The following is a 23,606-nucleotide window of genomic DNA, read 5'->3' on the forward strand; positions in this document are numbered from 1 at the left end:
CCTAGACGATGACCGTAGCGACGACGACCGTAGCGACGACGGCCGTAGCGACGACCGCACCCCGGCCCCGCGAAACCCCGACTCCGGCGAGGAGAAGAAGCGATGCGACCCACCAATCCGCTGAACGATCCGGCCATCCTCTACCTGAGGGCCCTGCTCGGCGACCGGCTGCACCGGCTGCGCTCCGGGGAGGCCCGCGACCGCGGCGCCTCGGCGATCGAATGGGCCATCATCACGGCGCTGCTGGCCGCCATCGCCCTCGGCGTCGGCGTGCTCATCAAGCAGAAGGTCGAGCAGGCCGCCGGCAACATCAAGACCGGCTGAGGCGGCCCGCGATGCCCGCTCCGCCCAGTGTCCGCATCCGGTCGCGCACCGCGCCGCGGCCCGCGGGGGACGGGCGCGGCGACGCCGGCGCGTCCACGCTGGAGTGGGCGCTGCTGACGCCCGTCCTGATCCTGGTGATGCTGTGCGTGGTGCAGTTCGCGATGGTGTACCACGCCCGGCACGTCGCGCTCGCGGCGGCGCAGGCGGGCGCCCGGGTCGCGCGCACCCAGCCGGTCGGCGCCGGGTGGGAGGACGCGGCGGTGGCCAAGGCGACCGGCGACGTCCGCCAGATCGGCTCGCAGCTCATCAGCGGGCTGACGGTGCGGACGGGCGAGACCGGCGACCAGCGCTGGGTGGAGGTCAGCGGGGAGGCGGTGCGCGTGATCCCGTTCCTGACCTTCCGCGTCACGCAGCGGTCCCAGGGGCCCATCGAATGCTTCCGCCCGGACGTGGGGGAGGGCACAGCCTGCGAGAGGGGGGCCGGATGACTCGGCTGACGTGCGGGCGCCCGGCGGCGGGCGCGCGCCGCGCGGCGGACGCGGGCTCCATGTCGCTGGAGCTGGTGCTGGTCGCGCCCATCTTCGTGGCGTTCCTCATGCTGCTGGCCGCGGCGGGCCGGGTGGTGGACGCGCAGAGCCAGCTGGACGGCGCGGCGCGCGACGCCGTGCGGGCCGCGTCCGTCGGGCGCAGCGCGGGCGCCGCCGTGCGGCTCGCCGACGAGGCCGCCCGCGCCGACCTCGCCGGCAACCACTGGTGCGCGGGCGGCCCGCGCGTCGACACCGACACCAGCGACTGGCGTCCCGGCGGACGCGTCGCGGTCACGATCGTGTGCGACGTCGACCTGAGCGACCTGACGCTGATCGGCCTGCCCGGCACCAAGACGCTGCGCGGCAGGGCCGTCGCGCCCATCGACACCTACACCTACCGGGGCACCGACGTCGTCGGCGGCCCGGCGGACGCGGGGAGGCAGCGATGAGCCGTCGCCTCGGCCGCGGCCCGCGGGACCGCGGCACGATCTCCACCTACGTGGTGCTGTTCACCCCGACGGTGTTCCTGCTGGCCGGGCTGCTGGTGGACGGAGGACTGGCCATCCACGCCCGGCAGCGCGCCGCCGACATGGCCGAGCAGGCCGCGCGGGCGGGCGCCAACGAGATCGACGCCGACGCGCTGCGCCGCACCGGCCGGCCCGTCATCGACCCGGGCCGGGCGCGGGTGGCGGCGTGCGCGCTGCTGGACGCCTACGGCGAGGACGTCACCGGCCGCAGCTGCGCGGCCGACGAGGAGAGCGTGCAGGTGACCGTGCAGCTGACGGTCCGGCCGCAGCTGCTGTCCATCGTGCCGGGGTTCGGGGAGTTTACGATGACCTCGACGGCGTCGGCCCATCCGGTCACCAGCGGAGACGATGGATGAGGGTCAGATGACGGTACGGCGGACAGGCAACCCCCCGACCGGCGCCGAACCCGGGCTGGGCAGGGCGCCGCGGCTGGCGCAGACGCAGGGCGCGTTCCCCCGCGGCGGCGGACGCCGCGGGCCGCGCGAGATCCTCGCCGCGCTGGGCGCGATCGTCGCGCTGGCCGCCCTGCTGGTCGGCGTGCCGTACGCGCTGCTGACGGTGTTCGGCTCGCCCATCCCCGACCGGCCGCCGAGCGTCGCCGACCTCACCCAGCGGATGGGCGAGAGCGCCCTGATCACCGTGCTGGTCGCCCTGGTGTGGCTGGCCTGGCTGCAGTTCGCGCTGTGCGTGGTCGTCGAGGTGTACGCGGCGGTGCGCGGCATCGGCGTGCCCGCCCGGGTGCCGCTGGCGGGCGGCACCCAGTCGCTGGTGCACCGGCTCGTGGTGACGGCGCTGCTGCTGTTCACCGCCACCACGGCGGTCATGCCCGCGTTCACCGGCCGGGAGCTGCACCAGCAGCGGCCGGTCCAGACGCAGGCGCAGGAGCTGCGGCCGGTGGCCGCGGTCGCCGCCGAGCCGCAGGCCGCCCCGGCCGAGCACGCCGCGCCCGCGCACGCCGACGCCCCGGAGCGGTCGTCCCGCACCACCAAGATCTACCGGGTGCAGCCGCCGGAGGGGCGGCACCACGAGAGCCTGTGGGAGATCGCCGACAAGTGCCTGGGCGACGGCCGCCGCTACAAGGAGATCTACGCGCTCAACAAGGGCCGCGTCCAGCCGGACGGCAGCCGTCTGACGATCGCCAGCCTGATCCGTCCCGGCTGGATCCTGGAGATGCCCGAGGACGCGGTGGGCGCCAAAATCATCCCCGTCGAGGAGCTCGACGAGTACTTCCGGTACGGGCACGCCGTCCCCGACAAGCCCGCGCCCAAGCCGCGTCCCGCCCCGGAGCAGGGCGCGCCCGAAAAACCCGCCGCTCCGACGCCCGCCCCTTCGACCGCCGCACCCGGGACACCATCCCCGCAGACACCGGGTCACCAGGCACCCCCCGCGCAGCCACCGGCCCACCGGACGCCCGCCCCGCAGACACCGGCGCCGCAGGCTCCGGCTCCGGCACCGTCCACGGCCAAGCCCGTCCAGACCCCCGCACCGCAGCCGTCCCAGACCAAGGCGCCCGAGACTCCCGCGCCCGCCACCTCCGCCCCCGCCACGTCCGCGCCAGCCACGTCCGCGCCCGCCACGTCCGCGCCCGCCACGTCCGCGCCCGCTACGTCCGCGCCCGCCACGTCCGCGCCGCACACGCACGCGCCTAGGCCGACCGCCGAACTGGGCGGCGGCGCCGACACCGGCGGCGCCAGCGTGCCGGGCCGCGGCGACGGCTCCGTCCTGCCGTTCGAGATGGACTGGCCGCACGGGCTCGCCGCGGCGTCGCTGCTGGCCGCCGGGCTGCTCGGCGCGCTCGGCAGGCGGCGGCGCGTCCAGATGTGGCACCGCGCGGCCGGACACATGATCAAGCGGCCGGAGGGCGCCGCCGCGCGGGCGGAGCAGGCGCTGCGGATCGGCGCCGACGAGGACGCCGCGCACCTGCTCGACCTGGGGCTGCGGCACCTGTCGCGGTCGATGGCCGCCGAAGGGCGCGCCCTGCCCACCGTCTACGCGGTGCACCTCGGCTCGGCCGGCCTCGACCTGTGGATCTCCCCGGCCGACCCGAACCCGCCCGCCCCCTGGCAGGCGTACGACGACGGCCAGGTGTGGCGGCTGCGCGCCGACGCCCTGCCCGCCCTGGAGGCGGCCGACCTCGGCGACGTCCTCGCCCCCTACCCCGGTCTGGTGTCGATCGGCACCAACCCCACCGGCCGGATCCTGGTCGACCTGGAGGCCGCGCACGGCCTGATCGCGCTGAACGGGCCGCCGGACGCGCGCCGCTCCGCGCTCGCCGCGATCGCCCTCGAACTGGCCGTCAACCGCTGGTCGGACCACATGCGCATCACGCTCGTCGGGTTCGACCGCGAGCTCGGCGCGGGCCTGGCCGAGATCGCGCCCGACCGGATCCGCGTCGTCGACACCCTGGACGAGGCCCTGCCCGAGCTGGAGGGCCGCAGCGAGGAGGTGCGGCAGGCGCTGGCCGCCTCCGGCGTCGACTCGGTGCTCACCGGGCGCTGCCGCGGCCTGTTCGGCGAGGCGTGGATGCCGCACTACCTGATCATGGCGGAGCGGCCCACCGAGCGGGAGGCCGACCGGCTGGTCGCGCTGGCCCGCACCGGCACCCGGATGGCCGCCGGCTACCTGGTGGCGGGCGAGGTGCAGGGCGCCACCTGGACCTGGGAGCTGGACGCGGCGGGCCGCCTGCACGCCGGGGTGCTCGGCTTCGAGGTGCAGGCCCAGCTCATCCCGCAGGAGCACTACCGCGCCGTCGTCGACCTGTTCCGCACCGCCGGGCGCCTGGACCCGGTGCCGCTGCCCGACGTCACCGACGACAGGGTTGACGGCAGGGCCGACGACAGGGCCGCCGACAGGGGGCGGGGCGACGCGGCCGAGCCGCCCGGCACCGGGCAGTCGGCCGTGGACATCCGGCTGCTCGGCCCGATCGAGATCGACGCGCCCGGCCCGATCGACGAGAGCCGCCGCGAACTGTGCACCGAGATCCTCGTCTACCTGGCCACGCACCCGAACGGCGTGCACCCCACGGTGCTCGGCGGGGCGATCTGGCCGCGCGGCGTCAGCGCCGGCGTGCGCGACGCGTCCATCGCCCGCGTGTCGGACTGGCTGGGCCGCGACGCCCGGGGCCGCCCCAACCTGTACTACGACGAGCGGGGCCGCATCCGGCTCGGCTCGGAAGTGCGGGTCGACTGGGCGGTGTTCCGCTGGCTGGTGTGGCGGTCGGCGGCCGAACCCGCGTCCGAGACCGCCTACATGTCGTACGCGCTGGACCTGGTGCGCGGCCCCGTGCTGGCCGACCGGCCGCGCGGCCGCTACGGCTGGCTGGCGGACGACGACCTGGAGTACGAGGTGACCGCCCGCGTCATCGACGTCGCGCACCGCCTGGCCGTGCTGCGCCTGGACGAGGGCGACGCCCGCGGCGCCGTCACCGCGGCCCGCGCCGGCCTCCGCCTGGCCCCCGACGACGAGGGGCTGTGGCGCGACCTGCTGCGCGCCACCCACGCCACCGGCGACGAGACCCAGGTGCGCATGGTCGTCGACGAGATGCGCTCCCGCCTGCTCGGCCGCTCCGCCTACGACGAACTGCAGCCGGAGACCGAGGCGCTGATCGAGGAACTCGTCCCGTCCGTGCAGCGCGCCCCCGCCCGCTGACGCGGCGCGGGCCGGGTCAGCCGAGCGCGGCCGACGAGATGTCGTCCAGGACGTTCGGCCACACCTTCATGATCTCGCCCTCCGGCACCGCGAACGGCGCCGGGTCGTGGGCCCGCCACTCCTCCTCGATGATCCGCGCGGCCCGCTCGTAGGTGTCCTCGCCGTCGACCTGCCCGCCGTGCTGCTCGTGGTAGTCGTCGCTGAACAGCTCCCGGTGCCGTTCCAGCGTGTAGGCGAAGAACACCAGCGACTCGATGTCGGAGTTCATCAGATACGGCTCGTCCTCCGTCTCGGAGATCGCGTAGACCGCGCCGGACGCGCCGTCCAGCGCGATCGTGATCGGCACGGCGCCGTTGGCGTCGCCGAGGTAGTAGGCGTTCTCGAACCCGGCGGGAAGGTCCCAGCCCGCTCCGGTGAACAGGATCGAGTCGCGCAACGGCGTGAGCCCGTCGCCGATGCCCTCGTCGAACTCGATGAACTCCACCTCGCTCGCGCCCGGCACCCCCGTCTCGGCGAGGAAGGCCCGGGTGAATGCGTGCGTGACGTCAGAGGGGATCGCCTCGTCCGGGACCCGGACCACCGCGTCCTCGCCGAACACCTCGACGAGCTGCTCGCGCGTCACCCGTTCCGGCACGGCAGCCCCCTCCCGAACACCGGAGCGGACCACGGCTCAAGGTGTGAGCGGCTTCTCGGCATGGGCCCTTTCCTACCACCGACCCTCGCGATCGGCCCCGCCCGTTCTGATGCCACCCGCCTCCGATTTGAGGAGGACGGCCGTTCAGCGGAAGCGGTTGGTGCCGCCGAGGGAGTGGTGGGCGGGCTGGGGGTAGAGCAGTGCGTTCGCGGGACGGCCGGTCACCGGCAGCGTGCGGGTCGGACGGCCCGTGCGGGGCGAGAACGCGTAGACCCTTCCAGGGGCGGTGAGCCACAAGGCGGTGCCGTCCGAGGTGAGACCGGCCGGTGCCGACGCGTCGTCGTAGGGCAGGCGCCGGCGGGAAGTCACGCGGCGGGTCGCCACGTCGAGCGTGGTGAGAGAGCCGTCGCCGAGGACGTGCAGGGAACGGGAGTCGCGGCTGGGGAGAAGGCTGTGCGCCCCCGGGCCGGTGGGGATGAACCCCGTCGTCCGCAGGCCGGCGGCGTCCACCAGCCACACCCCGCCCTTCACCGGGTCGGCCACGTAGAACAGGGAGCCGTCGGGGGACAGCCGCACGTCCAGCGGATGGGAGCCGGCGGGCAGGGTCAGTACGCCGGTGGCGACGCGGCGCGCCACGTCGATCCGGACCAGCCGGCCCGGGCGGACGCAGGACAGCAGCAGCACGTCCTCGTCGGCGGACAGGTCGGCGTGGGGCGTTCCGGTGCAGGGAAGACGGAGGGCGGCGCGGGCCCGCATGGTCACCGGATGGCGGAAGACGACGCTGCGCGCGGTCACCGTCACCGCGTCGCGTCCGTGCCCGGCGAAGTAGAGGCCCTTGACTCGCGGGACGGGACGCACCCGGCCCCGGCGTCCGCTGCGCGCGTTGACCGGCGTCAGGCCGTCGCGTCCCACGATCCACAGCCACGTGAGGTTCCAGGACGGGACGACACGGCCGCGGCGCCCGCCGGGCACGGGATGGCGGCCGACGAGGCGTCCGCCGGGCAGCGCCAGCACGTCCACGGCGCCGGTCGCGGCGTTCGGCACGTACAGGCGGGGCGGCAGCGCGCGGATCGCGGGGCTCAGCACGCCCGCACGGGTGGCGGCGTACACGTCGGGCGGCGCGGTCGGCGGCTCCGCGGTCGGGCGGGGACGCGTCGCGACCGCGACCGGGGCGGGACCGCCCAGTCCGATCACCGGGTCGTCCGGCGGGCCCTCACCGGGCGGGTAGAACGGCACGGGCGACTCGCACGCCGACACCACGCAGCACGCGATCGCCGCGGCGGTCATCCGTCGTCCGGATCCTGCCAACACGGCGGGAACTGTAGCGGCGGAGCACTCGCCGTGCCCGTCCCATCACGAAACGTTTCTCAAAGCCCGGGGGGAGCCGGGGCTCAGGACGACTTTCCGATGCCGATTCCGAACTCGCGGTAGACCCGCTCCCAGAACCCGTCGCGCAGCCAGGTGCGGGCCTCCTGGTAGGGGCGCAGCGACCCGCCGAGCTCCTTCTCCGCCTCGATCAGCAGCTCCTTGTCGATGACCGGCGGCAGGATCGGGCCGGGCAGCAGGTCCCGGATGTTGTCCCGGCCCCGCTCGAAGATCCACTTCTGGGCGACGTGCTCGCCGATCTCCAGCATGTGGGCGCGGTCGGGGCCGAGCTTGCCCTCGCCCAGGCCGTGGCCCGGGGACGTGTGGTTCACCTGCCCGGAGGAGTTGGGCGCGCCCTGCCGCACCGGCGAGCCGTGGCCGAGCGCAGCGGCCGACGGCCGGACGGCCGGGGTGCGTCCTGCGAACACCTCCGACGGCGACGGGACGGGGGCGCGCGGCCCGGCGCCGTCGCGCACCGCGGCCGCGTCCGGCGGCGTCGTCGGCACCGGCAGCGCCTTGGCCTTGGTGAAGTACGGGCGCAGGAAGTCGGCCGGCAGCACCTCGACGGTGTCGGACTCCCACACGAGCCACTCGGCCTGGTTGGAGCCGTGCGTCGGCTCCACGCCCCACAGGTGGACGCGCACCCCGTAGCGCTGCGCCGCCTCCACCGCGGGCAGCATGTCCTCGTCTCCCGCCAGCAGCACCGCGTCGGTGATCGCGCGGTGCCGCGCCAGCGCCTCCAGGTCGTTGCGCAGCTGGGCGTCCACGCCCTTCTGCTGGCCCTGGGCGTTCAGGTTGCCCAGGCGCAGCTTCACCAGGGGGAGGTTGGCGATGACGCGCTGGTCGACCGTGGGCTGCTTCTTGGGCGCCGCGTCGTACCAGTAGACGCGCAGCAGCTCGCCCAGCAGCTGCTCGTCGGCGTGGCTGGTCAGCGCTTTGATGAGCTTTTCGGCGGCCACCCGGTACTCGCGCCGGGAGCTGCAGCCGAGAAGCAGGGCACCGGAGGCCGCGTAGAGGTATCCCGCGTCGACGAACACGGCGTATCGCGCGGGCTGTGGGACGAACTCCGAGGTGGCCATGGCCTTTCACCTTATTCGCGCAGGCCCTGTTCCCGTGAGTGAACCGCGGTTACATTGGCCTGCTCCTTCTAGGCTCAGCTTTCCCGGGACGGGCGTCGCACACGCGTGCGCGGCCCGCCCCGGGAGGTCCGCGCGACGCTACCGGTCGAGCGCGCGCGGCGCCAACACCTCAGGCCTGAACCGGACCCGCCGGAGGGGAAAGGACGGCGTCCCCCGCCGCGGAAGGCCCTGTCACCCGGCCGTCGTCCCCCGGCCGTCGTCCCCGGGCCGTCGTCCCCGGGCCGTCGTCACCCGGCTGTCGTCCCCCGGCCGTCGGGGTCACCTCAGCGGGAAGGCGGCCCGCCACGCCCCCGGACCGCGGTCGGGCAGCGGGCGGCGCATCATCCGGGAACGGTCGGCCCACCGCGACGCGCTCGGCCCGCTCCGCTCCGCGGCGGCAGCGGCGGCCGCCCGGGCGCGCGCGGTCAGCACCGCGACCAGCGCGGCGACCTCCTCGGGCGTCGCATCGCCCCGCACCACCTGCAGGAACGGCGTGTTCTCGGGCATCGGCCGCACCCCTCCTCCGGGACCACCTCGTCGATCGATTCGTCGATCGATCACGTCACAGCGGGATGTTGCCGTGCTTCTTCGGCGGCAGCGTCCGGCGCTTGTCGCGCAGCGCCCGCAGCGCCTTGATCACGTACGGCCGGGTCTCCGACGGCTTGATCACCGCGTCCACGTAGCCGCGCTCGGCGGCGATGTACGGGTTGGCCAGCGTGTCCTCGTACTCGGTGATCAGCTCGGCGCGCCGCGCGTCCGGGTCCTCGGCGGCGGCCAGCTCGCGCCGGTACAGGATGTTCACCGCGCCCTGCGCGCCCATCACCGCGATCTGCGCGGTCGGCCAGGCCAGGTTGATGTCGGCGCCCAGGTGCTTGGAGCCCATGACGTCGTAGGCGCCGCCGTACGCCTTGCGGGTGATCACCGTGACCAGCGGGACGGTGGCCTCGGCGTAGGCGTACAGCAGCTTGGCGCCGCGCCGGATGATGCCGTTCCACTCCTGGTCGGTGCCGGGCAGGAAGCCGGGCACGTCCACGAACGTCAGCACCGGCACGTTGAACGCGTCGCAGGTGCGCACGAACCGGGCCGCCTTCTCCGAGGCGTGGATGTCCAGCGTCCCGGCGAACTGCATCGGCTGGTTGGCGACCACGCCGACCGCGCGGCCCTCCACGCGCCCGAACCCGACGATGATGTTGGGCGCGAACTGCGCGTGCAGCTCCAGGAACTCGCCGTCGTCCAGCACGTGCTCGATGACGGTGTGCATGTCGTACGGCTGGTTGGGCGAGTCCGGGATCAGCGTGTCCAGCTCGGGGTCGGTCTCGTCGGCGTCGTCCGGCGCCTCGAACACCGGCGGGTCGGACAGGTTGTTGGACGGCAGGTAGGACAGCAGCGCCTTGACGAACTCGAAGGCGTCGTGCTCGTCGGAGGCCTGGTAGTGCGCCACGCCCGAACGGGTGGCGTGCGCGTGCGCGCCGCCCAGCTCCTCGAACGTGACCTCCTCGCCGGTCACCGTCTTGATCACGTCCGGGCCGGTGATGAACATGTGCGAGGTCTTGTCGACCATGACGATGAAGTCGGTGATCGCGGGAGAGTACACCGCGCCGCCCGCGCACGGCCCCATCACCAGCGAGATCTGCGGGATCACCCCGGAGGCGTGCACGTTGCGCTTGAAGATCTCGGCGTACAGGCCGAGCGCGACCACGCCCTCCTGGATGCGCGCGCCGCCGGAGTCGTTGATGCCGATCACCGGGCAGCCGGTCTTCAGCGCGTGGTCCATGACCTTGCAGATCTTCTCGCCGAACACCTCGCCGAGAGACCCGCCCGCGACGGTGAAGTCCTGGCTGAAGACCGCCACGTGCCGTCCGTCGATGGTGCCGTAGCCGGTGACCACGCCGTCGCCGTAGGGACGGTTCTTCTCCATCCCGAAGTTGGTCGACCGGTGCCGGGCCAGCTCGTCGAACTCCACGAACGAGCCCGGGTCCAGCAGCGCGTCGATCCGCTCGCGCGCGGTCATCTTGCCCTTGGCGTGCTGCTTCTCGACGGCACGCTGCGACCCCGCGTGCACCGCCTCGTACCGGCGGCGTTCCAGGTCCGCGATCTTCCCGGCGGTCGTGTGGATGTCGATGTCGACCGCCGGCTCCGGAGCTTCCATCGCCATGCGGGCCAGATTAACCCGCCGTCGGCGTGCGGATTCTTCCGGGGCGCCCGCCTGCGGCGACATGGCCTCCCGGGCCGCCGGACGGGCCGTCACCGGGCGGCCGCGCAAGGAACAGGCTGGTGAAGACCGGGCCTTCCGCCGCTCACTACGCTGGGCGGTGTGGTTACGAACACGCGGGACACCCTCCGTCAGGACATGCCCGAGCCGCTGCGCCGGGACGTGCGGCTGCTCGGCTCCATGCTGGGCGACAGCCTGGTCGAGTACGGCGGCCGGGAGCTGCTCGACGACGTCGAGCGGCTGCGGCACGCGGTGATCGGCGCGCGTCGCGGCGAGGTCGACATCGACGAGGTGGCCGCGCTGGTCGACGGATGGTCCCTGGAACGGGCCGTGCAGGTCGCCCGCGCGTTCACCGTGTACTTCCACCTGACCAACCTGGCCGAGGAGCACCACCGCATCCGCACGCTGCGCGAGCGCGACAGCGGCGGCGACGCGCCCGTGCGCGGCTCGATCGCCGCGGCGGTGGAGGAGATCTCCGCGACCGGCCGGGCCGAAGAGGGGGACGCCGAGCGGATCGGGCGGGTGCTGGACGCGCTGGAGTTCCGGCCGGTCTTCACCGCCCACCCCACCGAGGCGCGCCGCCGCGCCGTGGTCACCGCGATCCAGCGGATCAGCGACCTGCTGGCCGCGCTCAACGCCGAGCCGGGCGCCGGCGACCGCGCCGACCTGGAGCGCCGGCTGCGCGAGGAGGTCGACCTGCTGTGGCGCACCGCGCTGCGCAGGCGCACCCAGATGGACCCGCTGGACGAGGTCCGCACCGCGATGGCCGCGTTCGACGAGACGATCTACCGGGTGGTGCCGCGCGTCTACCGCGCCCTCGACGCCGCGCTCGACCCCGCGACCGGCGCCCGTCCGCCGCTGGCCCGCTCCTACCTGCGCTTCGGCAGCTGGATCGGCGGCGACCGCGACGGCAACCCGTACGTGACCGCGCAGGTCACCCGGGACGCGATCGCGATCCAGGCCGAGCACGTGCTGCGCGCCCTGGGGAACACCTGCGCCCGGATCGGCCGGGAGCTGACCGTCCACGCGTCCACCACCCCGCCGTCGGCGGCGCTGCGCGACCGGCTCGCCGCCGCGCGCACCGCCCACCCCGCCCGCTTCGCCGAGATCGCCAAGCGGTCGCCGGACGAGCCGCACCGGCAGTTCCTGCTGTACGCGGCCGACCGCATCGCCGCCACCCGCGAACGCGACGCCGACCTGGCCTACGCCTCCCCGGAGGAGCTGCTGGCCGACCTGCGCGTCGTCCAGGAGTCGCTGGCCGCGGCGGGCGCGGTGCGGCAGGCGTACGGCCGCGTGCAGGACTTGATCTGGCAGGTCGAGACGTTCGGCTTCCACCTGGCCGAACTGGAGATCCGCCAGCATTCGGAGGTCCACGAGCAGGCGCTGGCCGAGGTGCGCGCGGGCGGCGCGCTGAGCGAGATGACCGAGGAGGTGCTGGACACGCTGCGAGTGGTGGCGTGGATCCAGAACCGCTTCGGGGAGCGCGCCTGCCGCCGCTACATCGTGTCGTTCACCCGCTCGGCCGACGACATCGCCGCCGTGTACGAGCTGGCCGAGTCCCTCGAACAGACGCCGGTGCTGGACGTGATCCCGCTGTTCGAGACCGGCGAGGACCTGGACCGCGCCCCGGCCGTGCTGGACGGGATGCTGAAGATCCCCGCCGTGCGGCGCCGCCTGGAGCAGACCGGCCGTCGCCTGGAGGTCATGCTCGGCTACTCCGACTCGGCCAAGCAGCTCGGCCCGACCACCGCCACGCTGCGGCTGTACGACGCGCAGGAGGCGCTGGTGGCGTGGGCGGCCCGCAACGACGTGCGGCTGACGCTGTTCCACGGCCGCGGCGGGTCGCTGGGCCGCGGCGGCGGTCCGGCGGGACGCGCGATCCTGGCGCAGGCGCCCGGCTCGGTCGCGGGCGGCTTCAAGGTCACCGAGCAGGGCGAGGTGATCTTCGCGCGGTACGGGCACCCGCAGATCGCCCGCCGGCACATCGAGCAGGTCACCAACGCGGTGCTGCTGGCGTCCACCGACGCGGTGCAGGAGCGCATCCGCGCCGCCGCCGCCCGGTTCCGCCCGCTGGCCGACAAGATCAGCGACGCGGCGCGCGCGGCGTTCCGCGAGCTGATCGAGACCGAGGGCTTCGCCGAGTGGTTCGGCCGGGTCAGCCCGCTGGAGGAGATCTCCGAGCTGCGCATCGGGTCGCGCCCGGCGCGCCGCAAGAAGGCCCGGGGCCTGGAAGACCTGCGGGCCATCCCGTGGGTGTTCGCCTGGACGCAGACCCGCGTCAACCTGCCCGGCTGGTACGGCCTGGGCAGCGGACTGGCCGCCGTGTCCGACGGCGGCCGGCGGCTGGACGAGCTGCGCGAGGCCTACCGGTCCTGGCCGCTGTTCGCCGCGCTGATGGACAACGCCGAGATGAGCCTGGCCAAGGCCGACCGCGCCATCGCCGAGCGCTACCTGGCGCTCGGCGGCCGCCCGGAGCTGACCGAGCGGGTGCTGGCCGAGTACGACCGGACCCGGTCGCTCGTCCTGGCGGTGACCGAGCACGAGCGGCTGCTGGCGAACCGGCGGGTGCTCTCGCGGGCGGTGGAGCTGCGCAACCCGTACGTCGACGCCCTGTCCCACCTGCAGCTGCGCGCCCTCAAGGCGTTGCGCGCGGGCGTCGAGGACGACGCCGAACGGGAGCGTCTGGAGGACCTGCTCCTGCTGTCGGTCAACGGCGTGGCCGCGGGCCTGCAGAACACCGGCTGAACTAGGCGCCCGGGCGCGCGCCCCGCGGCCCGCGCCCGGGCGCGCGGCTCAGCTCGGCCAGTTCGGCTTGCGCTTCTCGTTGAACGCGGCGATGCCCTCGCGGCGGTCGGGGGAGAACGCCACCGACCGCCACGCGTTCTCCTCGATGTCCAGCCCGGCGTCCAGGCCGACGCCCCAGCCGAGCCGCATCGCGCGCTTGGCCGCCCGCACCGCCGTGGGCGAGTTCCCGGCGATCGTCGCGGCGATCGCCAGCGCCTCCTCCCGGGCCTTCCCGGCCGGGACGCGCCGGTCCACCAGGCCGTACTTCTCGGCCTCGTCGACGCCCAGGCGGCGTCCGGTCAGCACCAGGTCGGCGGCCCGTCCCACGCCCAGCCGGCGGATGGCCAGCTGGGTGCCGCCGCCTCCGGGCACGAGCCCGACGCTCACCTCGGGGAGGCCGAACACCGCGGTCTCGTCGGCCACGATCAGGTCGCACGACAGGACGAGCTCGCAGCCGCCGCCGAGCGCGTACCCGTGCACGGCCGCCACCACCGGCTGCGGCATGTCGAGCACGCCGCGGAACGCGGCGCGCAGCACCGGCCGCTGCGCCAGCAGCTCGTCGTCGGTCATGGTCCTGCGTTCCTTGAGGTCGGCGCCCACGCAGAACGCCTTCTCGCCCGCGGCGCTCAGCACCACCGCGCGCACGGACGAGTCCGCCGCCACCTCGGCGCAGACCCGCGTCAGCCGCCGCGCCAGCGCCGAGGAGATCGCGTTGAGGGCCTCGGGCCGGTCCAGCACGATCTCGGCCACGTGCGGGTTCTCGTCGTCCCGCCGCAACGTCACTCCGTCCACGCCAGCACTCTAGGGTCTCTCCCGCGCGGCGCTGATCGCGGGGTGCGGTTGGATGGAGCGGTGAGCGAGTCACCGTACACGGACTTGGACCGGCCGCCGCTGCACGAGGGCGCGCTGCGCCGCCTGCTGGTGCGGCCGGGAGCGCTGTGGACCGACGTGCGGGTCGTCCCGGAGACCGGGTCGACCAACGCCGACCTGGCGGCCCGGGCGCGGGAGGGCGCGCCGGAGGGCACCGTGCTGGTCACCGAGCTGCAGACGGCCGGGCGCGGCAGGCTCGGCCGGCGGTGGTCGGCGCCGCCGCGGTCGGGGCTGATGTTCTCGCTGCTGCTGCGTCCGTCGGTCCCGACGGTGCGGCTGGGCTGGCTGTCGCTGCTGACCGGGGTGGCCGTCGCCACGGCGGTGCGGCACATGACCGCCTGGACGCCCCCGGCCGCCGAGCAGGCGAACGGAGCCGCCGAAAAGGGCGGGAGTCCTGTGGACGTGCGCCTCAAGTGGCCCAACGACCTGCTGGTGGGCGAGCGCAAGCTCGCCGGGATCCTGGTCGAGAAGATCGACGACGCGGCGGTCGTGGGCGTCGGGCTGAACGTCGGCCTGCGCGCCGACGAGCTGCCGGTGCCCACCGCGACCTCGCTGCACATCGAGGGCGCGACGCTCAGCGACCGGGCGCCGCTGCTGCGCGCGATCCTGCGCGAGTTCGAGGACTGGTACCGCGACTGGCAGGCGCTGGACGGCGACCCCGAGCGCAGCGGCCTGCGCACCGCCTACAAGCGGCTGTGCGCCACGCTCGGCCGGTCGGTGCGGGTGACGCTGCCGGGGGACCGGGTGCTGGACGGCACGGCCCGCGACGTGGACGCGGCCGGGGGCCTGGTGGTCGCCGCGGACGGCGAGGAGCACATGGTCAGCGCCGGAGACGTCGTCCACGTACGGTGACATTTGCGTCGATTTGCAGGAACGCCCATAAAGCGGGCGAGTCAGGTCTTTGGCGGACCGATGGCCACTTCCCGGAACGCGTCTGCCACGATATGTCGCGCAGGGAGGCGTACCGTAAGCGCACCACGAACCGCCGCCGACGTCCGGGACGTCGCCGGCAGGCGGAGGGCATGGAGATGTCTGCTGGGTTGCCGGATGGGCCGCCCGACCCCGGGCTGCCCGACCCCAAGGAGGTCGAGGAGCTCCTGTTGGGCGGGCGGCTGCGCTACACCCGCGTCGACGCCGTGCGGCTGTCCGGCGTCACCCGGGAGTTCTCCGGACGGGTGTGGCGGGCCTTCGGCTACCCGTCGATGCCGGACGAGGCCGTGGCCTACACCGAGGGGGACGTGGCCGCGCTCATCCGGCTCAAGCGCCTGATCGACGAGGGCGTGCTGGACGAGGACTCGGTCGTGCGCATGGTGCGGGCCTTCGGGCAGACCATGGCCCGCCTGGCCGAGTGGCAGATCAACCTGCTCACCAGCATGCTGCGCCGGGGCGACTTCGGCGACCCTCCGCCGGCCGAGGCGATCCAGTCGATCGTCGACATCGCCGACAAGTACCTGGACGACTTCCAGCCGCTGGTGGTGCACGCCTGGCGGCGCCAGCTCGCCGCCGCCGGGACGCGGGCGCTGGCCTCGGCCGCCGCCCGCGACGGCGACCAGTCCGGCCCGGCCACCCGCAGCCCCACCACGGTCGGCTTCGCCGACATGGTGTCGTTCACCCAGGTCAGCCGGGAGCTGGAGGAGCTGGAGCTGGCGCGGCTGGTGGAGCGTTTCGAGGAGACCGCCTCCGACATCGTCGCCGCGTGCGGCGGTCGGCTGGTCAAGACGCTGGGCGACGAGGTGCTGTTCTGCGCCGACGACCCGGCGGTCGGCGCGGAGATCGCGCTGAGCATCGCCGCCGCCGTCAAGGACGAGACCGAGGTGCCGGACGTGCGGGTGGGCGTGGCCTACGGGCCGGTGCTGCCGCTGATGGGGGACGTGTTCGGCACCACCGTCAACCGCGCGGCCCGGCTGACCGCGCTGGCCCGGCCCGGCACCGTGGTGATCGACGCGGAGCTGGCCGCCGAGCTGCGGGACGAGCCCGCGTTCCAGACCACCCGGATCGTGCGGCGCCCGGTCCGCGGCCTGGGCATCATCCAGCCGTACGTGCTGCGTCGCATGTCCCCCAACGGCTCCCGCCCCTCGTCCGCCTGACCCGCCCGCGGGTCCCGCGCGGCCGTCCGGCGGGGGACGGCGCCCCGGGTGTCTCCTCGGACGGGAAGACGTCGGCCTCGCGCATGCCCTGGACGGCCGGCTCCCGTGAGATGACGAGCCGCCGCCGAGGGTACGAGCAGCGGATGCGGCTCGGCCTCCAGCTCGGTGACGGTCGCGGCGGCGCGGCGACCTGGCGGGGCCCGCTCGCCGTCGCGGTGGTCACCGAGGCGCTCGGCGTGGACGGCGTGGACGCGCGCATCCGAGACGGCACGGGCGATCCTGCCGGAATCCACCAGGCTCCAAACGCACACCGTCGGCGCCGACGTGCGGTCCGCGCGCGGCGCGGGGCGTCGAACCACGGACACTCGCGTGACCGAAACGTCCGGGCGGGCGCGACGGCGCTCGTGCGTTACGGAAGGAAGGTCACGTCGGGCTGGGCGCGTTCTCGCCGGGAGCGTCGGTCAGGCGCAGCAGGTAGTTCTGCTCGCCGAGCGACTCGACCAGGGCCAGCTCGGTCTCCAGGTAGTCGATGTGCTCTTCCTCGTCGGCGAGGATCTCCTCGAAGATCCGGGCGGAGGTGACGTCGCCGCGCGAGCGCATCAACTCGATGCCGGGCCGCAGCCGCGCCACGGCCTCCATCTCGATCTCCAGGTCGGCGCGGAGCTGCTCCACGACCGTCTGGCCGATGCGCAGCGTGTTGAGCTTCTGGTAGTTGGGCAGGCCCTCGAGGAACAGGATGCGGTCGGTGAGCCTTTCGGCGTGCCGCATCTCGTCGATGGACTCCTCCCGCGTGTGCCGGGCGAGCCGGGTGTATCCCCAGTTCTCCTGCATCTTGGCGTGCAGGAAGTACTGGTTGATCGCGGTGAGTTCCGCGGTGAGCTGCTCGTTCAGCAGGTTGATGATGTCCTTGTCGCCTTCCATGACGACATGGTTCCACGTCCGTGTCGATGTGGACAGCACCAAATCCCTGTACGGCGTCAACCGAACCGTACAGGGCCGGACGGGAAAGGCTCGCTCAGGCCGCTGTCGGGCGGACGGTCCTCCTCTCGTCGTCGGCCTCGGTGCCGTACTGCCGGATCAGGCCGTACAGCCGCTTGGTGCACGCGCCGCAGCCGGGCTTCATGCCACAGGCCGCGCGGACCTCGCGTGCCGTGCAGGCCCCCTGTGCAAGGCAACCGCGAACGTCGTCCTCCGTGACGGCGTAGCAGATGCAGACGTACATGCGGCGGGGGACCTTCCTCGCTGACCTCTCCGACACTTGGCGGCACCGCGCGGATGCCAACTTAGGCTGCCCTCAATAAGGTAAGGCATGCCTAAGATAGTGGAAAGATGTCCGGTCTGACCAGAGGAATCACGATCGGTGTGACCTACCTCGCACAAGGTCCGGCTGGTTCGACCAGGTGTGCAGGCGACTCAGAGCACCGTCGACCGGACGCATCACAGGGTGGGCAGAGGGGGTCGATCGTCCAGGTCTGAGAACGTGGTGCAAGGCGCGACCGCACCCCCGACCAGCAGGATGGATGAGAGCCCTGTAGAGGCTCGCATACGCCTCGCAACTGAAGCTATACGCGTCGTGGCCCTTTCGCGTCTCTCTGGCGCTCTCAGCGGCTGCGGCGGGCGTCCTGGCGGTCTGCGCCCCCTCGCGCCGACCATCCGACAGCCCGCTGAGTTGCGCAAACGTGGCGGATAGAACGAATCGGCCCCTCTCGTGCCGATGGCCGAATCCACGGTCGTCGACTCACCCACCTCCACCCGACGGCCTCCTGCTCCCCGCCGACCGCCTCGCCGCCGTCGCCACGCGAGGACGGCGTGGATCGAGGCAGCCGTAATGCCGGTGCAGCTTGGGTCCCCTGCGTTCTCTCGCCGGAAGCAGGCCCGGGAGCGGGCCGCCCAGGCTTCGTCCCCGATGACGGCGAAGTCCTACCTGGACTCCGGCTGCGCCCGGGGCTGCCGCGGCTGTCCTTGCACGGCTGCGCCTTGCTCGTGAGCGCGCTGCTTGGCCGCGCGCGGTTTCGCGCTGACGCGGGACAAGGCCGACGGGCGGCTCCGTCAGGGCGAGCATCGGCGCCCGGTCGACCGGAGCCGAGGGCGACCATGATCCCGAGAGTGGGACGACCCTCGTCCGCCCGTATGAGCGGCCCGTTCTGGTCGCGCAGGACGTCCTCCGACGGCGCAGATGCGCGGCCGCCGTGCGCCTGCCGAGACCCATGATCCACAGGCTGTGGAAAACTTTCGGGATTTCTTCCTGGACTGGGACGAAGTCCACGAGGCCCGCCACACTGACCTGCTCGGATGGCGAAGCCTCTTCGGCGCGTCGTGGCGATCTCGCCTGGCGGTGCCCTGGTCGACGGCGACCGCGAGGGATTCGCAAAGGCGGGTCAATGGCGTGAGTAGGGGTGGATTGCTCATTTCGGGCGTTCGTGGCCGCGCGCGGGGGCGGGTGCCGGCGCGTGACTCGTTCGGTCGCCTTCGCGTGCGACCGCTTGACCGCCGCGCGACCCTCGGACTCCATCGTAGTGACAGTCGGTGACTGGGGCGTTACGCCCGAGTGAGTCCTGATTAGTCGTGATTCCTGCGTGTTCGAGGATGTACTACGTGTGGCAAACCGCAGGTCAAGAGCGTGGAGGGTGCCGGGAAACGTTCATGAATGGTCATACGATCGACACATGACCTCAGTACTGCTCGCCGAGGACGACACGTCCATCTCCGAGCCCCTGGCTCGCGCGCTGCGGCGCGAGGGGTACACCGTGGAAGTCAGCCCGGACGGCCCGCAGGCGCTGGAACGGGCGCTCGGAGGCGGCGTGGACCTCATCGTGCTCGATCTCGGACTGCCCGAGCTCGACGGCCTGGAGGTGGCGCGCCGAGTCCGCGCCGAAGGCCACGGCGTGCCCATCCTGATCCTCACCGCCCGTGCCGACGAGGTGGACACGGTGGTCGGGCTGGACGCGGGCGCCGACGACTACGTCACCAAGCCCTTCCGGCTCGCCGAGCTCCTGGCGCGGGTCCGCGCCCTCCTGCGCCGCGGCAGCACCGAGACTCCGATCGTGCAGGGCGTGCGGATCGACGCCGAGTCGCGTCGCGCCTGGATGGGCGACCAGGAGCTCCAGCTGACCACCAAGGAGTTCGACCTCCTGCGCGTCCTGGTGCGCGACGCCGGCAAGGTGGTGACCCGCGAACAGATCATGCGGGAGGTGTGGGACACCAACTGGTGGGGCTCCACCAAGACGCTCGACATGCACATCTCCTGGCTGCGCCGCAAGCTCGGGGACGACGCCGGCAGCCCCCGCTACATCACCACGGTGCGGGGCGTCGGCTTCCGGTTCGAACGCGGCGACTAGAACCCGGCCGCCATGAGCCCGCGGTTCCGCGGTCCGCGCCGGGCCGGGTTGTCGCATGCCCGGCGGGAGCTTCGAGCGCGCCAGGACGCGCCGGCCCGCCGGGGGAGTGCGTTCGTGCCCGGGGCCCGCCGGCGTCGCCGCCCGTTCCCGTGCCGCACGGGGTCCGCCCGCGCGGCGCACGCGGCGTGCGCGCGCTGCGCGCCGTGCGTGCGCGCACAGGGCCGGGCCCGTGACCGTCCATGCGGAGGAGGGACCGCGTGATCATGGCTTCGTCCCCGAAGGAGCCCTGATGAGGCGCCGACTGCTCCTGTCGACGCTCGCGGTGGCGGTCGTGGCGATCCTGCTGCTCGGCATACCCCTCGCCTACGCCACGCACAAGCTGATCTACGAGGAGGCCCGGCAGTCGCTGGAACGCGAGGCCGGATCCATCCTGGGCGGCGTCGGATTCAGCCTGGAGTCCGGCCAGCCGATCAGCGCGCAGAAGATCGCCCAGGAGTATCCGGGCCGGTTCATCACGATCACCCTGCCGGGCAACCGGATGGTGACGGCGGGCGCGCGTCCGCCGCGCGGCACCGAGCTGCTCACCGCCACGGCCGCCGCCGGGGGCGCGCACGTGCAGGTGTCCCAGGAGGCCCGGGAGGTGCGCGACGCCGCGCTGCGCCAGCTGCTGCTCATCGGCACCCTGGCCGCGCTGGGCGTCGCGGTGACCGTGGGCCTGGCCATGGTGCAGGCCCGCAAGCTCACCCTGCCGCTGATCGACCTGGCCGAGACCGCCGACCGGCTGGGCAGCGGCAACGCCCGGCCGCGCCGCCGCAGGTACGGCATCCCCGAGGTCGACCGCGTCGCCGAGGTCCTGGACCGCAGCGCGGTGCGGATCGCCGACCTGCTGGCGGCCAGCCGGGAGTTCGCCTCCGACGCCAGCCATCAGCTGCGCACCCCGCTGACCGCGCTGTCCATGCGGCTGGAGGAGATGATCGAGGCGGCCGACTACCCCGACGTGGTGCGCGAGGAGGGCGCGGCCGCGGTCACGCAGGCCGAGCGGCTGGTCGCGGTGGTCGAGCAGCTGCTGGCCCGGTCCCGGCACGACCGGACCGGCGCGGCGGTGCCCTCGAAGATCGACGGCATCATCGCCCAGCAGGTGGAGGAGTGGCGGCCCATCTTCCGCCGGGACGGCCGCGACATCCGCATCACCGGGCAGCCCGGCCTCATCGGCATGACCAGTCCGGAAGGGCTGTCCCAGATCATCGCCACGCTGCTGGACAACTCCCTGGTGCACGGCGCCGGCACCGTCACGATCACCACGAAGCAGGGGGCGAGCTCGGTGGTGGTCGAGGTCGGCGACGAGGGGCCGGGGATCCCGCCGGAGCTGGAACCGCGGATCTTCGAACGCAGCGTCACCAGCGGCAAGGGCACGGGGCTCGGGCTGTACCTGGCCCGGTCGCTGGCGGTGGTGGACGGCGGGCGGCTGGAGCTGATCCAGGCCCGCCCGGCGGTGTTCGGGGTGTTCCTGCGGCAGGCGTCGGAGGCGCGGCTGGCGGAGGAGCGGGTGGTCAGCGGCCCGGTCTGACGGCCGTGCGGCGCGCCCTCTCGGCGGCCCGGCCGTTCACCGCCTGCCCGTTCACCGTCTGCCCGTTGACCGTCTGCCCGTTCACCGCCTGCCCGTTGAACGTCCCGTCCACGCGGGCGGGGTGGACGGAGTCGTCGACCGGCGCACCGGCGGCCGGAGCCGTGCGGACGGGCGTCCCGGCGGAGGCGGGGGAGCCGCCCGCCTCGGGAAGCCCGGACGCCGGGTCCACCTGCGGCGCCGTCACGGGCAGGAACACCCACTTCTTGTACGACCAGAAGCGGAACAGCGTCGCCACCCCGGTGCCGATGATCAGCGAGGCGTTGTAGGCCAGCGCGCCGTTCAGCCCGAGCACGTAGTAGGTGAACCCGATCACCAGCTGCGTGATCACCAGGCCGACGCCGTTCAGCGCGAAGAACAGCACGTACTCGCGGCCCATCCCGGTGCGGTCGCGGTGCCGGAACGTCCAGTAGCGGTTGGCCAGGTAGGCGAACGTGGTGGCGACCACGGTGGCGATGCCGTTGGACGACAGCGGGCCCATGCCCAGCCCGGAGTGCAGCGCGTTGCCCACGGCGACCGTGATGACGAACGCCGCCGCGCCCACGCTGCCGAACTTCGCGAGCTCGTGCACGATGTGCGCGAAACGTCGGTAGAGATTGACGACCAGGCTCACGAAGGGGAACCGTCCTCTCGGACTTCGGATGCTGGGATCGGGCTCACCGGCACGTGGCCCGGAGCCCCGCGCTCACGCCGGGGCCAAAACGAGAATAGACGCATGGTGCCCGTGAGACGTCAGAAGCTGAACGTTCGTCCTACCCGGGTCAGTTCCTGCCCCTGGGAAAGGACATCACACCCCATCGGATGCCTGGAACGCCGCGTCGGTTCATTTGTCGCCGCCCGATAGCCTTTGCCCGTGAAGCATCCAGCTCAGACGCCGGTTGTCGGAATGGTGGGCGGCGGCCAGCTCGCCCGCATGACCCACCAGGCGGCGATCTCCCTGGGAGTGCCTCTGCGGGTGCTGGCCCGCGACCCGGACGACGCGGCCGCGCAGGTCTGCGCCGACGTGCGGATCGGCGACGAGCGGTCCCTCGACGACCTGCGCGCCTTCGCCAAGGACTGCGACGTGGTGACGTGGGACCACGAGCACGTCCCCCAAGAGCTCATCAAGGCCCTGGAGGAGGCGGGCACGCCCTGCCGCCCCGGCTCGGCCGCCCTCCTGCACGCCCAGGACAAGCTCGTCATGCGCGAGCGCCTGTCGTCGTTCGGCGCGCCGTGCCCGGCCTTCGCGCGCGTGCCGCGCGAGGAGCCGCTGCCGTTCCTCGAGTCCTTCGCCCGCGAGCACGGCCTGCCGGTGGTGGTCAAGGCGACCCGGGGCGGCTACGACGGCAAGGGCGTCTGGGTGCTGAACGACCTCGACCGCGACGCGCGCGAGCTGGTGGACCGGCTGCTGGCCGACGGGGTGGACCTGCTCGTCGAGGAGCACGTGGCGTTCCGCCGGGAGCTGGCGGCGATGGTCGCCCGGTCCCCCTACGGCCAGGGCGCCGCGTACCCGGTCGTGGAGACCGTCAACCGCGACGGCGTCTGCCACGAGGTGATCTGCCCCGCGCCCGGCCTGGACGACGACACCGCGGCCGAGGCCCACCGCCTGGCCCTCGACATCGCCGAGCATTTCGACGTCACCGGGATCCTGGCCGTCGAGCTGTTCGAGACCGACGGCGGCCTGGTCGTCAACGAGCTGGCGATGCGGCCGCACAACTCCGGGCACTGGACGATCGAGGGCGCCCGCACCTCGCAGTTCGAGCAGCACGTGCGGGCCGTCCTGGACCTGCCGCTCGGCTCCACCGAGGCCACCGCCCCGTACGTGGTCATGGCCAACGTGTTCGGCGGCGGCCCGGACGACGGCGCGGACGCCGTCTACGCCCGGTACGTGCACGTCATGGCGCACGACCCCGCGGTGCGGGTGCACATGTACGGCAAACGGCCCCGGCCCGGACGCAAGATCGGCCACGTGACCGCGCTCGGCGACGACCTGGACGAGGTCCGCGCCCGCGCCCGTCACGCCGCCGACTACCTGCGCTGGGGCCCCGCGATGAAGGAGCACGCATGACCGGCCCGGTGGTGGGCGTCGTGATGGGCAGCGACTCGGACTGGCCGACGATGAAGGCCGCCGCCGAGGCGCTGGAGGAGTTCGGCGTGCCGTACGAGGCCGACGTGGTCTCCGCGCACCGCATGCCGCACGACATGATCGCCTACGGGACGGACGCGGCGTCCCGCGGCCTGCGGGTGATCATCGCGGGGGCGGGCGGGGCGGCGCACCTGCCGGGCATGCTCGCCTCGGTGACGCCGCTGCCGGTGATCGGCGTGCCGGTGCCGCTCAAGCACCTGGACGGCATGGACTCGCTGCTGTCCATCGTGCAGATGCCCGCCGGGGTCCCGGTCGCCACGGTCGCCGTCGGCGCCGCCCGCAACGCCGGCCTGCTGGCCGTCCGCATCCTGGCCGCGTCCGACGAGACGCTGCGCGCCAAGATGGCGGACTTCCAGAAGGAGCTGTACGCCCAGGCCAAGGCGAAGGGCGCCCGCCTGCGCGAGACCCTGGGGCGCGACTAGC

General features: G+C 73.5%; 21 protein-coding genes. 12 read left to right on the forward strand and 9 right to left on the reverse strand.

Annotated features, from left to right (window positions below; all coding sequences use genetic code 11):
• Positions 1–102 precede the first annotated feature (102 nt).
• Genes AR3_RS24285 through AR3_RS24305 form a run of 5 tightly spaced genes read left to right on the forward strand, consistent with a single transcriptional unit; the run spans position 103 to position 5,026 of the window.
• Positions 103–324, forward strand: coding sequence for a TadE/TadG family type IV pilus assembly protein (locus tag AR3_RS24285; protein WP_067917183.1), 222 nt, complete (start codon positions 103–105; stop codon positions 322–324).
• A gap of 11 nt (positions 325–335) precedes the next feature.
• Positions 336–812 carry a TadE family protein gene (locus AR3_RS24290; protein WP_083951885.1) on the forward strand — a complete coding sequence of 159 codons (477 nt, stop codon included), beginning with the start codon at positions 336–338 and terminating at the stop codon, positions 810–812.
• Positions 809–1,300 (forward strand): TadE family protein, encoded by a 492-nt coding sequence (locus AR3_RS24295; protein WP_227023412.1) that lies wholly within the window; start codon positions 809–811, stop codon positions 1,298–1,300. Before AR3_RS24290 ends, AR3_RS24295 begins: the two co-directional genes overlap by 4 nt.
• Complete coding sequence (locus AR3_RS24300) at positions 1,297–1,734, forward strand: TadE/TadG family type IV pilus assembly protein (RefSeq protein ID WP_067917185.1); 438 nt, start codon at positions 1,297–1,299, stop codon at positions 1,732–1,734. Before AR3_RS24295 ends, AR3_RS24300 begins: the two co-directional genes overlap by 4 nt.
• A 7-nt stretch (positions 1,735–1,741) precedes the next feature.
• A complete protein-coding gene (locus AR3_RS24305; protein WP_083951887.1) occupies positions 1,742–5,026 on the forward strand; it encodes a bacterial transcriptional activator domain-containing protein in 3,285 nt (1,094 codons plus the stop codon).
• A 16-nt stretch (positions 5,027–5,042) separates the two neighbouring features.
• Here AR3_RS24305 and AR3_RS24310 read toward each other — a convergent pair whose 3' ends face one another.
• The 5 genes from AR3_RS24310 to AR3_RS24330 all read right to left on the reverse strand — a co-directional run bounded on the left by AR3_RS24310 (position 5,043) and on the right by AR3_RS24330 (position 10,298).
• Complete coding sequence (locus AR3_RS24310) at positions 5,043–5,660, reverse strand: SUKH-4 family immunity protein (RefSeq protein WP_067917187.1); 618 nt, start codon at positions 5,658–5,660, stop codon at positions 5,043–5,045.
• Positions 5,661–5,804: 144 nt separating this feature from the next.
• Complete coding sequence (locus tag AR3_RS24315) at positions 5,805–6,971, reverse strand: YncE family protein (protein WP_146150403.1); 1,167 nt, start codon at positions 6,969–6,971, stop codon at positions 5,805–5,807.
• A gap of 80 nt (positions 6,972–7,051) precedes the next feature.
• A complete protein-coding gene (locus tag AR3_RS24320) occupies positions 7,052–8,104 on the reverse strand; it encodes an NYN domain-containing protein (RefSeq protein ID WP_067917191.1) in 1,053 nt (350 codons plus the stop codon).
• 318 nt (positions 8,105–8,422) lie between these two features.
• Positions 8,423–8,650 carry an acyl-CoA carboxylase subunit epsilon gene (locus AR3_RS24325; protein WP_067917193.1) on the reverse strand — a complete coding sequence of 76 codons (228 nt, stop codon included), beginning with the start codon at positions 8,648–8,650 and terminating at the stop codon, positions 8,423–8,425.
• 55 nt (positions 8,651–8,705) lie between these two features.
• A complete protein-coding gene (locus tag AR3_RS24330) occupies positions 8,706–10,298 on the reverse strand; it encodes an acyl-CoA carboxylase subunit beta (RefSeq protein ID WP_217998729.1) in 1,593 nt (530 codons plus the stop codon).
• Between the two features lie 195 nt (positions 10,299–10,493).
• Between AR3_RS24330 and AR3_RS24335 the strand changes: the two genes are divergently transcribed.
• The gene (locus AR3_RS24335; protein WP_067917195.1) at positions 10,494–13,100 is read left to right on the forward strand and encodes a phosphoenolpyruvate carboxylase; all 2,607 of its coding nucleotides are present in this window, start codon (positions 10,494–10,496) and stop codon (positions 13,098–13,100) included.
• A gap of 48 nt (positions 13,101–13,148) precedes the next feature.
• Here the strand turns inward: AR3_RS24335 and AR3_RS24340 are convergent, their stop codons facing one another.
• Positions 13,149–13,931 (reverse strand): enoyl-CoA hydratase/isomerase family protein, encoded by a 783-nt coding sequence (locus AR3_RS24340; protein WP_067917197.1) that lies wholly within the window; start codon positions 13,929–13,931, stop codon positions 13,149–13,151.
• Between the two features lie 60 nt (positions 13,932–13,991).
• Between AR3_RS24340 and AR3_RS24345 the strand changes: the two genes are divergently transcribed.
• Together AR3_RS24345 and AR3_RS24350 are read left to right on the forward strand one after the other, a co-directional pair.
• On the forward strand, positions 13,992–14,861 hold the full coding sequence (locus tag AR3_RS24345; protein WP_067917199.1) for a biotin--[acetyl-CoA-carboxylase] ligase: 870 nt from the start codon (positions 13,992–13,994) through the stop codon (positions 14,859–14,861).
• A gap of 176 nt (positions 14,862–15,037) precedes the next feature.
• Positions 15,038–16,096 carry an adenylate/guanylate cyclase domain-containing protein gene (locus AR3_RS24350; protein WP_067917217.1) on the forward strand — a complete coding sequence of 353 codons (1,059 nt, stop codon included), beginning with the start codon at positions 15,038–15,040 and terminating at the stop codon, positions 16,094–16,096.
• Positions 16,097–16,519: 423 nt separating this feature from the next.
• Here AR3_RS24350 and bfr read toward each other — a convergent pair whose 3' ends face one another.
• Together bfr and AR3_RS24360 are read right to left on the reverse strand one after the other, a co-directional pair.
• Positions 16,520–17,017 (reverse strand): bacterioferritin, encoded by a 498-nt coding sequence (bfr, locus tag AR3_RS24355; protein WP_067917201.1) that lies wholly within the window; start codon positions 17,015–17,017, stop codon positions 16,520–16,522.
• Between the two features lie 94 nt (positions 17,018–17,111).
• Positions 17,112–17,318 (reverse strand): (2Fe-2S)-binding protein, encoded by a 207-nt coding sequence (locus AR3_RS24360; RefSeq protein WP_067917202.1) that lies wholly within the window; start codon positions 17,316–17,318, stop codon positions 17,112–17,114.
• A 1,444-nt stretch (positions 17,319–18,762) separates the two neighbouring features.
• Here AR3_RS24360 and AR3_RS24365 point away from each other — a divergent pair.
• Together AR3_RS24365 and AR3_RS24370 are read left to right on the forward strand one after the other, a co-directional pair.
• Positions 18,763–19,434 carry a response regulator transcription factor gene (locus AR3_RS24365; protein ID WP_019629095.1) on the forward strand — a complete coding sequence of 224 codons (672 nt, stop codon included), beginning with the start codon at positions 18,763–18,765 and terminating at the stop codon, positions 19,432–19,434.
• A 289-nt stretch (positions 19,435–19,723) separates the two neighbouring features.
• Positions 19,724–21,001: an ATP-binding protein gene (locus AR3_RS24370; protein ID WP_067917203.1), complete on the forward strand. Its 1,278-nt coding sequence runs from the start codon at positions 19,724–19,726 to the stop codon at positions 20,999–21,001.
• On the opposite strand, the gene AR3_RS32400 is transcribed toward AR3_RS24370, so the two are convergent.
• Complete coding sequence (locus tag AR3_RS32400; protein WP_067917204.1) at positions 20,985–21,671, reverse strand: GtrA family protein; 687 nt, start codon at positions 21,669–21,671, stop codon at positions 20,985–20,987. The genes AR3_RS24370 and AR3_RS32400 overlap by 17 nt on opposite strands.
• 240 nt (positions 21,672–21,911) lie before the next feature.
• Between AR3_RS32400 and AR3_RS24380 the strand changes: the two genes are divergently transcribed.
• Both AR3_RS24380 and purE read left to right on the forward strand, forming a co-directional pair.
• Positions 21,912–23,105: a 5-(carboxyamino)imidazole ribonucleotide synthase gene (locus AR3_RS24380; protein WP_083951893.1), complete on the forward strand. Its 1,194-nt coding sequence runs from the start codon at positions 21,912–21,914 to the stop codon at positions 23,103–23,105.
• Positions 23,102–23,605, forward strand: a complete 504-nt coding sequence (gene purE, locus AR3_RS24385; protein WP_067917208.1) for a 5-(carboxyamino)imidazole ribonucleotide mutase — start codon at positions 23,102–23,104, stop codon at positions 23,603–23,605. The genes AR3_RS24380 and purE overlap by 4 nt, the downstream gene beginning before the upstream one ends.
• The last annotated feature ends 1 nt before the right edge of the window (position 23,606 follow it).

This window comes from Actinomadura rubrobrunea NBRC 15275, from assembly GCF_001552235.1.
Classification (GTDB): Bacteria; Actinomycetota; Actinomycetes; order Streptosporangiales; family Streptosporangiaceae; genus Spirillospora; species Spirillospora viridilutea.

What these genes read in the sequence shown, in the direction of transcription:
- AR3_RS24285 (WP_067917183.1), top strand. Translation starts at nt 103, where the DNA reads ATGCGACCCACCAATCCGCTGAACGATCCGGCCATCCTCTACCTGAGG.
- AR3_RS24290 (WP_083951885.1), top strand. Translation starts at nt 336, where the DNA reads ATGCCCGCTCCGCCCAGTGTCCGCATCCGGTCGCGCACCGCGCCGCGG.
- AR3_RS24295 (WP_227023412.1), top strand. Translation starts at nt 809, where the DNA reads ATGACTCGGCTGACGTGCGGGCGCCCGGCGGCGGGCGCGCGCCGCGCG.
- AR3_RS24300 (WP_067917185.1), top strand. Translation starts at nt 1,297, where the DNA reads ATGAGCCGTCGCCTCGGCCGCGGCCCGCGGGACCGCGGCACGATCTCC.
- AR3_RS24305 (WP_083951887.1), top strand. Translation starts at nt 1,742, where the DNA reads ATGACGGTACGGCGGACAGGCAACCCCCCGACCGGCGCCGAACCCGGG.
- AR3_RS24320 (WP_067917191.1), bottom strand. Translation starts at nt 8,104, where the DNA reads ATGGCCACCTCGGAGTTCGTCCCACAGCCCGCGCGATACGCCGTGTTC.
- AR3_RS24325 (WP_067917193.1), bottom strand. Translation starts at nt 8,650, where the DNA reads ATGCCCGAGAACACGCCGTTCCTGCAGGTGGTGCGGGGCGATGCGACG.
- AR3_RS24330 (WP_217998729.1), bottom strand. Translation starts at nt 10,298, where the DNA reads ATGGCGATGGAAGCTCCGGAGCCGGCGGTCGACATCGACATCCACACG.
- AR3_RS24335 (WP_067917195.1), top strand. Translation starts at nt 10,494, where the DNA reads ATGCCCGAGCCGCTGCGCCGGGACGTGCGGCTGCTCGGCTCCATGCTG.
- AR3_RS24350 (WP_067917217.1), top strand. Translation starts at nt 15,038, where the DNA reads ATGTCTGCTGGGTTGCCGGATGGGCCGCCCGACCCCGGGCTGCCCGAC.
- bfr (WP_067917201.1), bottom strand. Translation starts at nt 17,017, where the DNA reads ATGGAAGGCGACAAGGACATCATCAACCTGCTGAACGAGCAGCTCACC.
- AR3_RS24360 (WP_067917202.1), bottom strand. Translation starts at nt 17,318, where the DNA reads ATGTACGTCTGCATCTGCTACGCCGTCACGGAGGACGACGTTCGCGGT.
- AR3_RS24365 (WP_019629095.1), top strand. Translation starts at nt 18,763, where the DNA reads ATGACCTCAGTACTGCTCGCCGAGGACGACACGTCCATCTCCGAGCCC.
- AR3_RS24370 (WP_067917203.1), top strand. Translation starts at nt 19,724, where the DNA reads ATGAGGCGCCGACTGCTCCTGTCGACGCTCGCGGTGGCGGTCGTGGCG.
- purE (WP_067917208.1), top strand. Translation starts at nt 23,102, where the DNA reads ATGACCGGCCCGGTGGTGGGCGTCGTGATGGGCAGCGACTCGGACTGG.